Origin of the sequence: Frankia nepalensis (assembly GCF_016786325.1) — a bacterium.
Taxonomy (GTDB): domain Bacteria; phylum Actinomycetota; class Actinomycetes; order Frankiales; family Frankiaceae; genus Pseudofrankia; species Pseudofrankia nepalensis.
Genome location: NZ_JADWYU010000144.1, coordinates 1 through 13,110 on the forward strand (window position 1 = coordinate 1; position 13,110 = coordinate 13,110).

A 13,110-nucleotide genomic window follows, 5' to 3' on the forward strand; every position below is an offset into this window, starting at 1 on the left:
CCACACCCACGTCCGAGCGGGCAAGGGCCACTGGGGTCATTCTGGCGCGCCCATAGTTACGTTCATTTCCGTTCCAGATCTGCCCGGGCGCCGCCCGCCTCCGCCCGGTCACGGTCGTGGGGTGGCGCCCGGCCGTGGGCGTCGCTGTCAGCGCGTGGTTGCCGGCGGCGTGAAGTGCTCGGCCAGCGGGCCGACGCGCAGGCCGCGGGCGGCGCAGTCGTCGAGCAGGGCCGGCAGCGCGCCCAGGGCCGAACGCCACGACAGCGGGGCCGAGGTGCAGTCGCAGTCGTGCAGCAGGACCGTGCCACCCCCGGCCAGGTCCCGGCGAACCGTGGCCAGCACCGTGGCGGGCGTCGCGCGGCGGGTCCAGTCCCGGCCCCAGGCGGTCCACAGCACCGGGCGCAGGCCGAGCCGCCGGGCCGCCGTCAGGGCCCCGGCGCTGAGCACCCCGTACGGCGGGCGGAAGAACAGCGGTGACCGGCCGGTCACGTCGGTGACCAGGTCGCGGGAGCGCGCCAGGTCGTCGGCGAGTGCCCATGGCGTCCGGAACGTCGTGTACCGGTGCTCCCAGCCGTGGACGGCGACCTCGTGGCCGGCGGCCACCAGCTCGCGGCCCAGGCCGGGCGCGCGGGCCAGCATCGGGCCGAGCACGAAGAACGTCGCCCGGGTGCCGGTCGCCGCCAGTGCCTCCAGGAAGTGCGGCGTGGAGGCCGGGTCCGGCCCGTCGTCGAACGTCAGCGCGACGTGGTCGGCGCGCCCTATGCCGGCGAGCCCCGGCAGCAGCCGCGCCCGCAGCGCCGGCCAGGAGGCGAGCGCGGGCCCCGCGTGCGCGACGGCCACGGCGGCCGCGGCGGTGAGGGCCACCGCGGCGGCCTGTGACCCGGAGGCGCGCGGCCCGGAGGCGCGCGGCGGATCGCTCACCGCGGCCGGCGTTGCCGTTGGCCTGCCACCACATCTGTGTAGCCCAGGCATGACCTGGTCGCCAGGCCGGTCATGCGCACCGCCGGGCACCCCGCCGCCGGAAGGGCTCCCGGGCTGTCGCCCTTCGCTGTCACCCCACTGCGGCGATCAGGTGCGGGAGCATCCCGGCCGGGCCAGCCACCGCCGGTCCGGGCCCGGGCGGTCCGCCGTGGATGGGAAAGACCCGTTTCGGGTGGTCAGCCACGGATGAGAAGGACGACGGCGGCGAGGACCAGGCCGAGGGCGATCGAGGCGAGGCCGACGTCGAGCCGGTGCTCACGCAGGACCGGGAGATGGTGGTCGACCGAGAAGCGGCCTGGGCCGGTCAGGGCCAGGGCCGCGCCGCCCATGGCGAGGACCACCTCGTACTCGATGCCGCCAGAACCGTAGAGGCTGCCGCTCCACACCACCGCCATCGCGTTGATCATCACTCCGAGGATCGCGGCGCCGGCGAGTGGCGTGAGCAGGCCCAGCACGAGGCCGGCCCCGCCCAGGGCCTCGGTGAGCCCGGCTACGACGGCGAACAGCCGGCTCGCCGGGAAGCCGGCCCTGTCGAACGACGCGGCGACGCCGTCGAGCCCGCTGCCTCCGAACCAGCCGAACAGTTTCTGGGTGCCGTGACCGAACATGATCACGCCGATGGTGGCGCGCAGCAGGAGGAGGCCGAGGTCACGCCCGGACCGGGCTGGCCGCGTTCGCGCGGTGCCCGGGTGCCCCGAGCCCAGGCGCCACAGGTCCGGGTGCCACAGGGTGGTGCGCGGTCTGGTGCGCGGACTGGTCTGCGAACTGGTGCGAGGTGTGGTCACGGGAGCTCCTGACCGCCCGGGCGGCCGCCCCATGGCTGGGCAGCGCCCGCCCAGGTTCTCCGTCTGTCCGGCGTCTCGCCTGTCTGGCGTTGCTCACCTTATGTATCCACTCGATTACCACAATACGCTGGCGGGTGACGGTCCCGCGGTGGTCGAGGGCGCCACGGACCTGGCGGCGCTGGGGGAGCGCGAGTTCGCCGGGGCACGGACGACGAGGCGCCCGGAATGCCGGCGATCGGCCGTACGCGCTCCTTGACGCCCGGCCGGGGCGCACGATGGGTCCATGGCGGTCGACGACCTCGCGGACAGGGTGGCGCCCGGGCAGTGCCCGTTCACCGTGGAACGGCCGGTGATGCGGCAGCGCTGGGAGCGGCTGGCGTTCCTGCACTGGCGCTACGAGCCCGACGTGGTGCGGGTGCTGCTGCCGCCGGGGCTGGAGGTCGACACCCATCACGGTCAGGCGTGGGTGAGCCTGGTGCCGTTTCTCATGCGGGTGTCGACCGGGAGGCACGGGCGCCGGGTGCCCGGGGGAGTCTTCCCGGAGACCAACGTGCGTACCTATGTGCGCGACGCCGCCGGCCGGCCGGGGATCTGGTTCTTCTCGCTGGACGCTGCCCGGCTCGGGGCCGTCGTGGTCGCGCGGACCACCTACCGGCTGCCCTACTTCTGGTCGGCGATGCACGTGGACCAGCGCGACGACACCCTGACCTACACCTGCCGGCGGCGCTGGCCCGACCCGCGGCCGGCGGCCAGCCGCGTCGTCGTCCGTGCCGGCGAGCTGATCTCGCATGGCGACCTCGACGCCCGCGATCACTTCCTCACCGCCCGCTTCCGGCTGTTCAGCCCGGTACGCTCCGGCCCGCCGCGCACCGCCCGCGCCTGGCACGAGCCCTGGCCCCTGTGGAGCGCCGAGCTGCTCGAGCTCGACGACACCCTGGTCACCGCGGCTGGCCTGCCCGCGCCGGAGGGCGACCCGCTGGTGCACTGGTCCCAGGGAGTCGACGTGCGGATCAGCCGCCCCGAGACCTGACCGGCCCCTCCGCCCGGACGGCCCTCGGCCGGCAACGGTCGCAGCCTGCCGCCGGCCGGCCGGACGGCGTCGGATTCGAAGCTCACGAGTCCCCGCGACGGAGACGGGTGAAGTGGGTGACGGTGTCCTGCCAGCGAGCCTGATTGGCGTCCTGGCAGGATGGCGGCATGGAGCGTGTGCTTGGAATCGGTGGCTATTTCCTGCGGGCCGCCGACCCGGCGGCCCTGAGCGCGTGGTATCGCGACTGCCTGGGTTTGGACGCGGACGGGAACGGTCTGTGGAGCCAGGAAGCCGGGCCGACGGTGTTCGCGACGTTCGAGGCCGAGAGCGACTACTTCGGGTCCCGCGCCCAGCGGACCATGCTCAATTTCCGGGTCCGTGACCTGGACGCGATGCTCGCGCAACTACGCGCCAAGGGCGCGGACGTCGTCGAGGAAACGCAGGACATGGCGGGTGTCGGTCGATTCGGCTGGGTCACCGACCCCGCGGGCAATCGGGTCGAGCTGTGGCAGCCCGCGTGACCACGTCGTCACGCGGGTACCGCTCCGGGAACTGGATCGAGTGCCCGTTTCGCGCGCGCCACACGCCGTGCGCCGACGGGATTCTTCCGCGGACCTCGGCGTCCTTCTCATGAACTGGATTTGTGGCCGTGGCCACGAGCGGTCCGCCGGCGCCAGCGCGACGGACGAGATCAGGGATGTCCCGCCGTGCGGCGTGTCGCCCAAATGACATCACGGCGAAGATCGAACTCGGGCGCCGCGGGCGACAAGCCCGACGGGCCGTGACCACATTCAGGTCTCATACCTGACAGGCGCCCGCTCGCTTTCCGGTGCCCACGCGCCCTTTGACCGGTTACCTTCGGTCTCAGGGGGCGATCTCGCCCGAATCGGCTGTTGGGGAGATCGTGTCAGTCTTCGTGCGGCTGCTCGGCCCTGTGGACGTGATGCTGGAAGACACCGTGCGGCCGGTGCCGGGCCTGCGCCGCAAGGCCGTCCTGGCCCGACTGGCGCTGCGGCCCGGCGAGGTGGTCAGCACGGACCTGCTGATTGACGCGGTGTGGGACGGACAGCCCCCGGCGACGGCGGTGAACACTCTTCAGCGGCATGTGTCCTACCTGCGGCGCATCCTCGGCGCGCCGGACGCGATCCGTGCCCAGGCGCCGGGCTACCTCCTCGGGGTCACCGCCACGGACCTGCGCCAGGCAGAGGATCTGATTGAGCGGGGCCGCGGAGCCGCGACACCAGCGGATGGCCTGGCCGCGCTGGAGCAGGCCCTTGAGCTCTGGCGAGGGCAACCCCTGATTGATGTCGCCGCGCTCAGCTGGTTCTCTCACGAGGCCGACCGGCTGGAACGCATGCGGCGGGCCGCCGAGCAGGCGGCGGTGGAATGCCGCCTGGCGCTCGGTCAGCACGCCACGCTGATACCGGAGCTCGCGAAGCTGTGCGAGCAACGCCCCTTCGACGAGGACCAGCATGGCCAACTGATGGTCGCCCTCTACCGAGGTGGCAGGCAGGCGGAGGCGCTGTCGGTCTTCCACCAGCTGCGGGCACGGCTGATGGACGAACTCGGCATCGACCCGAGCGGGCCGATCCGTGACCTGCACGCGGCGATCCTGCGTCAGGATCCCGGCCTCGACCTCCCACCGGCGCCGGCCTCCCCCGGACCGCCGGTGAGCGGGTCCACCCACCTCATCGAGCGGGCCGAGGAGACCGCGCTCATCGACCAGGCGCTCAGCCGCGCACTCGACTCCCGAACCGGACGAATTCTGATCTTCGAGGGGCCCGCGGGAATCGGCAAGACGAGCCTGCTCGACCTGGCCAGGAAACGTGGCTCCGTTCTGGGGTACACCGTCGTGTCGGCGCGTGGGACGGATCTGGAGACCGACTACGGCTGGGGGTGCGCCCGGCAGCTCTTTCACCGCTACGGCGAGGCCGAAAGCGCCATCTCGCCGTTTCCGCCAGCCGACCAGGAGGCATCAGGCGGCGAGTACCAGCCGATCACGTCGCTCTTCTGGCTCGCGTGCGACCTGGCGTCGAGGAATCCCCTGATGATCGTCCTCGACGATCTGCAGTGGGCGGACACCCCATCGGTCCAGTTCCTGGCGTTCTTGGCCTCCCGCCTCGACGCCCTGCGTATCGTGATTGTCCTTGGGCTCAGACCCGGCTACGAACGCATCGGCAGGTTCGTCTCGTCCATCGCGGGACTGCCTTACAGCAGCACGGCGGTGCCGCGCCCGCTCAGCCCGCAGGGCTGCGTCGAGCTTCTCGCCGAGGTGATCGATACGCCCGATCCGGAGCTCGCCGACCGCTGTCAGGCCCTCACCCGCGGCAACCCCTTCCTGATGAAGGAACTGGCCCTGTCTCTGTCCGCGGCCGGCGGCGACCTGACGAAGGCGTTGCCCGAAGGCTCGCCCACCGTCCACCGCTTCGTGGCGCGGCAACTGCGCTACCTGCCCCCGTTCTCGGTCGAGGTGGCCCAGGCCCTCGCGGTGCTGGGCGACGGGACCGGCAGCGACTGGTTGGCGACGATGACGAGGACCTCGGCTCAGGACGCGCTCCACGCGCTGCCACCACTGGTGTCGAGCCAGCTGGTCGTCGCCGAGGGCATTCCCGTGCGTTTCTCCTTCGGCCATCCGTTGATCCGCGACAGTGTCTACGAATCGATTCCCGCCGCGCAGCGAACCGAACTGCACCTGCGCGCGGCCCACGCGGCCATGGGAGCCCACGACCCGATCAGGGCCGCGACCCATCTGCTGCGCGTTCCGCCCGGCTACGGCACGTACGACCCCATACCGATCCTCGCCGAGGCGGCGGACATCAGCCTGGCGAAGGGCTCGGTGAACAGCGCGGTCACCTTCCTGCGCCGGATCATGGAGGCGGACCTGGGCGAGCGCCGGACCGAGATGCTGACGCGCCTGGGCTCGGTCGAGGCGCTCGTGGACCCCAGTTCGGCCATCGAGCACCTGTCCGAGGCCCTCGCCCGGTCACCCGGCCCCGAAGCCCGCGCGCGGGTCGCGTGCGGGCTGGCCTCCACGCTCTGGATCGCCGGCCGACCCCGGGAGGCCGCCCGTGTCTGCCTGGCGGCGCTCGAACGCGACCGCGGCATAGCGGACGACACCCGGCAGTTCCTGCGGGGCTGCCTGGCCATGGTGGCGTACGGAACGCGGCACGGCACCGACCTCATCGGGCTGATCGACACCTATCAGGACGAGACGACCGGCGCCTCGATCGGAGGAAGAGTCCTCGACGCGGGCATGGCGCTACACCACATGCATCAGAACCGTCGCGACGACGCGGAGCGCCGGGCTCTGAGCGCCCTCGCCGGCGACCGCCTGATCCACGAGCCGATGGCGGCCGGAGCGTCCTTGACCTGCGCCTGGTACGCGCTGGTGCCATGCGACTCACCGGCTCTGCTGCCGTCCATCGAGAACGCGCTCGACCACAACCGCCGGTCGGGCTCGTTGAGCGGACTGTCCGGCGCCCTCTACCTCCGCTCGGAGGCGATGTACGCCCAGGGCCACCTCAGGGACGCGCTCAGCGATGCCTGGGAGGCATGGGAGGTCAGTGACATAGCCGGCGTTCGGCTCGGCGGATCGTTCATCGCGAGTGTGCTTCTGCGGACCCTGGCCGCGCGCGGCGAGTTCGACCGGGCGGTGGAGATCCTGCGGCAGACGAAGGCCAGGCACGCCACCGGCGTCACTCCTGTGCTCTACGCCCCAGGAGAGATCGCCCTTCATCTCGCGATGGGCCAGACCCGGCGCGCGTTGGCCGCGGCGCTCGCGACACGCGACCAGTGCGCGGGACGCATCTTCAACCCGGTCGTCAGCGACTGGCGGGCTCCGCTGGTCCGCTGCTACAGCCTGCTCGGACGCGAGGACGAGGCACGGGCGACGGCCGAGGAACTGCTGTCCGCGTCGAGGGAGTGGGGCACGGCCCGTGCCGTGGGACGGGCGCTGCGCCATGCCGCCGTCGTCGAGTCCGGTACCCGTGAGCTCGAGCTGCTCGAGGAGTCCGTCCGGCTGCTGGACACCACCAAGGCGGCCCTCGAACAGGCCACCTCCCTGTACGCCTTCGGGAATGCCCTGAATCGTTGCGGCCATCCGGTGGAGGCGTGGCGCCGGCTGGGCGCGGCGTTCGATCTGGCCGAGTTCTGCGGCGCCCGCCTGCTGCGGGACGCGATCGGCTCCGCCCTGCGCCGCGCCGGCGAAGCGCCGCTGACACCGGCGGTGATGGCGGCTCTGTCCCCCACCGAGACGAAGGTGGCGGACCTCGCGGGCCGCGGCATGTCCGCCCGGGAGATCGCGGAGGAGCTGTACCTGACCGTGGAAACGGTGCGGCAACGGCTCGCGGTCATCGAACGCAAACGAGCGGGCACGAGCGGGCCGTCGGCTGCCCGATAGGTCGGGCCACGCCCCGCCGGCGATTTCGAGTACCGGGTCCCCGGCTCCGGGCCTGAGCGGCCGCCCATAGACACGTCGAGGCGCGCCGACGGGTGCGGAAATCCTCGCCGCACCCGTCGACTCAGGCCCGCGCGCAGGGCCGTGGCAACCCGTGGCTGGATGTCCCCATCGCCTCACCCGTGCCCGCCAGGAAGATCCCGCCGGTGCTTCTCCGACGCCGGGGGCGTCGACGGTCATCGTTCGCCCGTGATCTCGGTCCCAGTCGCCGTCGGGACCAGCGCGGCGTTGCGGCGGGTGAGCAGAAGGAGCTCGTCGAGCAGCGCGAGGCCGCCGCGATGGGCAACGAGCCCCGTATCCGGAAGCAGCTCAGGGGTGTAGGTCCGGCGCGCGATCGTCAGATGTTTTCCGCGGAAGACGACCAGGGCGCGCAGCGAGCGAGCAAGCTCCCTCGCGCTGGAGGTGACCGCGGCGGCGGATCGCGCGGGGGAGCCGCCGACCTCCGCCAGCGCGGCCGCGGTCCGGGTCACCAGGGAGGGCCGGTCGGCGAATTCCTCATAACAGCGCCTCCACTGGGGAAGCCCATACTGCGCCACGCCTCGCCAGTAGTCCCGATATCCGGATGTCGCGTGGTCGGACGCCCACAGCTGAAGATCGATCAGCGGTACCGGCACATGCGCCGCCGCCGGTCCGACGTAGCTGCCGTCGCCCACCCGTACCTTGCTCACGAAATACGGGCGCATGGTGAGCGCGAAGAACTCCGGCGTGACATTCGCCGTCACGGAGTCGATGGAGTCCTCGAGCGCCAGCAGTGTCTCGGCCAACTGCTGGGCGCCCTGGGCGAAGTCCGGTTGCCGCGGATCGAGTTCCGCCAGGCGCGAGCCGGCCTCGATGGCGGCCGCGAGCGCGGGCATCGGCTCCCGAACCGACGCGACGAGCGCGCGCTCCATGGGCTCACCGGTGAAGAGGCGCTCCCGTGCTCCGACCGGGTTCCACGTGCAGTAGTGATGCACCGTGTCCCGCGGGATCATGCCGGTACGCGCGCCGAGCGCGAGCAGGACGGGCTCGGCTTCTCGGACCGTCTCGACCGGCTCCGCGCCGTGCCGGCGCAGCGAGCCGACGATCAAGCCGAGGTCCCGCATCGCGGCGAGTGACTCGGGCAGCGAGAACCCGGCGAGACGGTCGTCCGCCGGAAGCGAGTCACGCAGCAGGGATGCCAGCGCGTCGACGTCGGCGCGGGCGTTCATTTCCCACAGCCGAGGCAGACGCGAGTCGACGTCGAGCGGATCGAGAGCGGTCACCGCGGCGGGGCTGACGTCGAGCGTGACGATGTCCGTCGTGGTCATCGTCAGACCCTCGCGATCCCGACGGCGGGCGCGGACATCCCTGCCAGGGCCTGTTCGCCCAGGTCGTCGTACGGGTATTCGACTCCGTGCCGTCAGGGGAACAGGTGGAGGTTCCACGTGTTGAGGCAGTTGGCGTAGAGCGCGAGCGGCCACAGGACCCGGATGAACTCGTCCTTCGTGCGTGTCTCCCGAACGGCCAGCAGTGTGCGTTCCGTGTAGTCCCGCAGCTTCTCGAGCCCGCAGTATCCGAGGAACTCCGCCGGCGTGTGGACGAAGTTCGGTGTGATCAGCTGAAGTGCCTGCAGGGTGAGGTCAGGACGCTGACCGAGCCGGATGAGGCCGTTCAGCGCGCAGTAACCGAGGGGGCGCGTCTCCCCGTTGACGAAGACCTGGGTACTGAAGTACTGGTCGCGCGACCCGGCCCGGCTCCTGATCCGCCCGGTATGAATGTCGAGCAGTTCCTCGGGCGGGTACAGCCAGATGCGTTCGGTCTCACCGATGATCTCCTCCACCAGTTCCTGGAGCCAGGCCCGTGAAAGCGCGGGGAGGCGGGGGAGCCGGCCGACCGGAGTGGGGTCGTCCTTTCGGTGGACCCGCACCTCGACGACCTCCTTCGAGGTGTAGGCGGACTCCCAGCAACGAGCGCCAGCCTCCTTCAGGAGGGCGATGTCCTCCGCGCGCACCCGTCCCACGGGTGCCGCCGGCAGATACTCGGAGAGCGGTCCGTACTTGATCCCCACGTGCTGGAGCTGGGAGAGGAAGATTGTTCCGTCGGGCTCCTTCGTGCGGTCCGCGACCCGCATCGTCGGCTCCGTGTAGATGAGCTCCGGATGCGGGACCAGGTGATACAGATGGTCGCCGGAGACCAGAGCGTGGTTCTGGAGGCTGTTGTAGGGGAGCTTGGACCACAGCAGGTCGACGAGGTTGGGATTGCGCTCCTCGTCCAGGTCCGCGGTCACGCGGATGCCCGCGGGCCGCCACTCGATCTCTATCTGACGCATCTGACACCGCACCTTCCGAGCGGGTGGCTCCCGCGCCGGCACCTAGTGATCACGGGACGAGTGAGTCCAACTCCGGCATGAGGACGACGGTCTCGTCCGCCGTGGGTTCCGTGCGCGCGACGACCCCGACGATCGCGGCGGTCGCGCTGCGGTTCACCGACACGTGTGGACAGCCGGGCGGAACGTAGATGAGGTCTCCCGGGCCGACCTTCATGCAGTTCTCCAGCCGCTCGCCCCACCACATCTCGGCCTCGCCGCTGACCACATAGAGAACCGACTCGTGCCCACCGTGCCGATGAGCCCGGGCGCGACCGCCGGGCGGGATGGTCACCTCGTGCATGCTGATACCCGTGGAACCGGCCGTTTCGCTCGTGATCCCCACCCGGTAGGGAAGGCCTCCCCTCGTCTCAAAGGTCGAGACGTCGCGAAACACCTTGCACTCGAGGGCCACTGAAAAACCTCCACATGGAGCGGAACTGGCGGGGTGAGGGGCCACCGGTCATCGCGCGCGACTCCGGTATCGGCAATCGTGATGAAAGCTCGCGGGTTCCGGAATCCGTCGACCGCCCTCTCGTCGAACGGGATCTCCCGGTCGGTCGCCTCCTGGAGCACAATCGAGAAGTCCATGAAGCGCGGTGACTCGACTACCGGTTGTCGACCAGCTCCAGGTCGTCATCCAGCTCGACGTCGGCACGGGATCCCGCGGCCAGGACGCGACGTCGTCGCCCACGAGTTTCCGCCCTCGCACCCCTTAGATGGATTTGGCGGCTCCGGCGCCCCGACCTATTTAAACGGCTTGTCGAGGTGTCCGTCGCAACGCTTTCGGCGTTTCTTCTGCCACTTCAGCACCGTGCGCTGAAACCGCGCTGATGTGTCACTGAAACCCGGCGCGGACGCCGCCGAACCGAACGAGTTTGAAAACACCAGGGAAACGAGGCGCATTCAACGCCCTCGTAACCCAATATTTACCCGGCGTTGCGTCGACCAGCGTGACGACGAGGTCGGAGGCTGTTCCGGGCCTTGATCCCGGGCGTCCACCCGGCGGTGAGGCGCCGGGTAGACGCCCGGGCCCGGCCAGCGCGACGAGAGCGCCCGCGACGGCGGTGAGCGCGCTGGCGCGCGCCGCGTGGGGATCGTCCGGGGCGCGGGGCCGCTCGGGACGGGCGCGGGGAATGCGGCTGACCGGCGTGCCCTTGAGCTGAAGGTGAGTGGCGTTGAGGGTTCGCTTCCGTTGGCCGTGTTGGACTTCGTCGGGATCGAGCACGGCGAGAGCCCGAGCGCGGCGATCGCCGGCGCGGTGAGCATCGCCCAGTCCGTCGAGGCGGCCGGGTACCGGCGGTACTGGGTGTCCGAGCACCACAACATGACCAGCCTGGCGTGCAGCGCCCCGGAGCTGCTGACCGCGCACGTCGGCGCGCACACGTCCCGGATCCGGGTCGGCGCCGCCGGGATCATGTTGCCCAACCACACGTCGTTGAAGGTCGCCGAGACGTTCCGGACGCTGCTGGCGATGTACCCAGGGCGGATCGACCTCGCGCTCGGCCGCGCGCCGGGCACCGATCCGCTGACCGCGCATGTGCTGCGCCGAGGGGTGTCCACCGACCCGGGCGCGGAGTTCCCCGCGCAGGTCGGGGAGCTGCTGGCCTTCCTCGGGGACGGCTTCCCGGCCGGGCACCCCTACGCGCAGCTGGTGGCCGCTCCGGTGCTCGACGAGCGGCCCGAGCTGTTCGTGCTGGGATCGAGCCCCTACGGCCCACGGTTCGCCGCCGTCAACGGTCTGAGCGCGGTGTTCGCGCATCACATGAGTCCCGACCTCGCGTTCGAGGCGTTGCGCGCCTACCGGCGCGAGTTCACCGCCCGGAGCGAAGGCGCGGCGCCGTACTCGGCGATGTCCGTGCTGGCCTTCGCGAGCGCGGACGAGGAAGCGACGCTCGAGTTCGCGGCGGCGTGGACGCTGACCATCCAGAACATCAGCCGCGGCAGACGTGAGCCGCTGCGACCGGAGGACGTCCGCGAGTTCGCCCGGTCGGCGCGGTTCCGCGCGGCCCGCCACGACGACGGCCGGATGGTCGTCGGCGAGCCGAAGGCCGTCGCCGAACGACTCCTGGAGATGAAGCGGGACGCCCAGGTCGACGAGATCGTCGTCGTCACCCCGAGTCTGGACCGCGATCGCCGCAAGGCCAGCTTCACCGCCCTGGCCGAAGCCTGGCGCCACACGATGTGAACAGACGCCGAGGCTTGTTCGTCCCGGGATATCCGTGGGATGCCCGGGTCCGCGCTCAGCTTGCCGCGGTCACGCTCGAGGTCGCCGGCCGGCCCGCGGCCAGGCTTCGCCGTCTCGCTCGCCGGTCGCTCGGTCCAGGCTGACAGGCCGAGGATTCTCTCGCGGGCCGGGTGCCCGGGTCAGTCGGGCGCCGGCCGCGGCGTCGGCGCGCCGGACGTGTAGAGCCGGGTGACGACCTCCTCGATGGGCGGCTCGCGGATCGACAGGTCCACCAGCGGGTAGCGGGCGGCGATCTCGGCGACGAGCGGCGCGGCGCTCGCGGTGGCGGGGAACGCGAGCCACTGGCGGGGCCCGTCGACCCGGATCACCCGTGCCCCCGGCGTGGCGACGGACAGCGCGGGGAGCGGCTCGGCGAGGTCGACGACCAGGGTGCGGTCGCCGCCGAGGCGCTCGCGCAGGACGGCCAGCTCGCCGTCGAAGCCGAGCCGGCCGTGGTCGATCACCAGGACCCTGCGGCACAGCTGCTCGATGTCGGCCGTGTCATGCGTCGTCAGCATGATCGTCGTGCCGTTCTCGCGGTTCGTCTCGGCGAGGAACGCCCGCACCGCCGCCTTCGACACGACGTCCAGCCCGATCGTCGGCTCGTCGAGGTAGACGATCGCCGGGTCGTGCAGGAACGCGGCCGTCAGGTCACCGCGCATCCGCTGCCCGAGCGAGAGCTGACGCACCGGGGTGTCCAGGAACGGGCCCAGGTCGAGCATCTCGACGAACCGGCGCAGGTTGGCCTGGAACCGGTCGTCCGGGATCCGGTACAGGTGGCGGGCCAACGCGAAGCTGTCCCGCAGCGGCAGGTCGTACCACAGCGTCGAGCGCTGCCCGAACACCACGCCGATCCGGCGGGCGAGCGCGATCCGCTGCCGGGCCGGATCGATCCCGGCGACCCGCAGGCGGCCCGAGGTCGGGGTGAGCACCCCGATCAGCATCTTGATCGTCGTGCTTTTCCCGGCGCCGTTGGGGCCGAGGTAGCCGACGATCTCGCCAGCCCGCACGGTGAACGACACGTCCCGCACCGCCGCCACGTCGACCCGCTCGCGCCGCAGCCGCCGCTCGCCGCGGCGGCGCTGCACGAACGTCTTCGTCGCCCCGGCCACCTCGATCACCACGTCGTCCTGGTCGGTCACCGTCAGCTCCCCGTGCTTCGATGGCGGCGGTCGCCGGCACGCCAGGCCAGCGTCGCGAGGGCGGTGGTGACGAGCGCGACCAGCGGCGAGGCGAACCGGAAGCGAGCGGCAGGCCGAACGCGGGCCTCAAGACGGGGGTTCGCGGAGGTTGGCCGGTCCAGAGGGC

10 protein-coding genes are annotated in these 13,110 nt (G+C 71.4%); 4 read left to right on the forward strand and 6 right to left on the reverse strand.

Features of this window, described 5'->3' with window-relative positions; translation table 11 throughout:
• Positions 1-147: 147 nt before the first annotated feature.
• Both I6A81_RS21945 and I6A81_RS21950 read right to left on the reverse strand, forming a co-directional pair.
• The gene (locus I6A81_RS21945) at positions 148-921 is read right to left on the reverse strand and encodes a polysaccharide deacetylase family protein (protein ID WP_407661345.1); all 774 of its coding nucleotides are present in this window, start codon (positions 919-921) and stop codon (positions 148-150) included.
• A 236-nt stretch (positions 922-1,157) separates the two neighbouring features.
• The gene (locus I6A81_RS21950; RefSeq protein WP_238429894.1) at positions 1,158-1,709 is read right to left on the reverse strand and encodes a DoxX family protein; all 552 of its coding nucleotides are present in this window, start codon (positions 1,707-1,709) and stop codon (positions 1,158-1,160) included.
• Between the two features lie 340 nt (positions 1,710-2,049).
• On the opposite strand from I6A81_RS21950, the gene I6A81_RS21955 reads away from it, so the two are divergent.
• From I6A81_RS21955 to I6A81_RS21965, 3 genes are all read left to right on the forward strand, one after another.
• Entirely contained in the window at positions 2,050-2,796 is a 747-nt protein-coding gene (locus I6A81_RS21955; RefSeq protein WP_203005357.1) for a YqjF family protein, read from the forward strand.
• Between the two features lie 167 nt (positions 2,797-2,963).
• Positions 2,964-3,317, forward strand: a complete 354-nt coding sequence (locus tag I6A81_RS21960; protein ID WP_203005358.1) for a VOC family protein — start codon at positions 2,964-2,966, stop codon at positions 3,315-3,317.
• A gap of 383 nt (positions 3,318-3,700) precedes the next feature.
• Entirely contained in the window at positions 3,701-7,195 is a 3,495-nt protein-coding gene (locus I6A81_RS21965; RefSeq protein ID WP_203005359.1) for a BTAD domain-containing putative transcriptional regulator, read from the forward strand.
• Positions 7,196-7,428: 233 nt separating this feature from the next.
• On the opposite strand, the gene I6A81_RS21970 is transcribed toward I6A81_RS21965, so the two are convergent.
• The 3 genes from I6A81_RS21970 to I6A81_RS21980 all read right to left on the reverse strand — a co-directional run bounded on the left by I6A81_RS21970 (position 7,429) and on the right by I6A81_RS21980 (position 9,990).
• Positions 7,429-8,538 carry a monodechloroaminopyrrolnitrin synthase PrnB family protein gene (locus I6A81_RS21970; RefSeq protein ID WP_203005360.1) on the reverse strand — a complete coding sequence of 370 codons (1,110 nt, stop codon included), beginning with the start codon at positions 8,536-8,538 and terminating at the stop codon, positions 7,429-7,431.
• Positions 8,539-8,630: 92 nt separating this feature from the next.
• Complete coding sequence (locus I6A81_RS21975) at positions 8,631-9,539, reverse strand: cucumopine synthase-related protein (RefSeq protein WP_203005361.1); 909 nt, start codon at positions 9,537-9,539, stop codon at positions 8,631-8,633.
• A 49-nt stretch (positions 9,540-9,588) separates the two neighbouring features.
• Positions 9,589-9,990, reverse strand: coding sequence for a cupin domain-containing protein (locus I6A81_RS21980; protein ID WP_203005362.1), 402 nt, complete (start codon positions 9,988-9,990; stop codon positions 9,589-9,591).
• Positions 9,991-10,743: 753 nt separating this feature from the next.
• Between I6A81_RS21980 and I6A81_RS21985 the strand changes: the two genes are divergently transcribed.
• Complete coding sequence (locus I6A81_RS21985; protein WP_203005363.1) at positions 10,744-11,763, forward strand: LLM class flavin-dependent oxidoreductase; 1,020 nt, start codon at positions 10,744-10,746, stop codon at positions 11,761-11,763.
• A gap of 179 nt (positions 11,764-11,942) precedes the next feature.
• Here the strand turns inward: I6A81_RS21985 and I6A81_RS21990 are convergent, their stop codons facing one another.
• Positions 11,943-12,944: an ABC transporter ATP-binding protein gene (locus I6A81_RS21990; RefSeq protein ID WP_203005364.1), complete on the reverse strand. Its 1,002-nt coding sequence runs from the start codon at positions 12,942-12,944 to the stop codon at positions 11,943-11,945.
• Positions 12,945-13,110 lie beyond the last annotated feature (166 nt).

Excerpts from the sequence above, each read along its gene's own strand:
- I6A81_RS21955 (WP_203005357.1), top strand. The coding sequence starts at position 2,050 with ATGGCGGTCGACGACCTCGCGGACAGGGTGGCGCCCGGGCAGTGCCCG.
- I6A81_RS21960 (WP_203005358.1), top strand. The coding sequence starts at position 2,964 with ATGGAGCGTGTGCTTGGAATCGGTGGCTATTTCCTGCGGGCCGCCGAC.
- I6A81_RS21970 (WP_203005360.1), bottom strand. The coding sequence starts at position 8,538 with ATGACCACGACGGACATCGTCACGCTCGACGTCAGCCCCGCCGCGGTG.
- I6A81_RS21975 (WP_203005361.1), bottom strand. The coding sequence starts at position 9,539 with ATGCGTCAGATAGAGATCGAGTGGCGGCCCGCGGGCATCCGCGTGACC.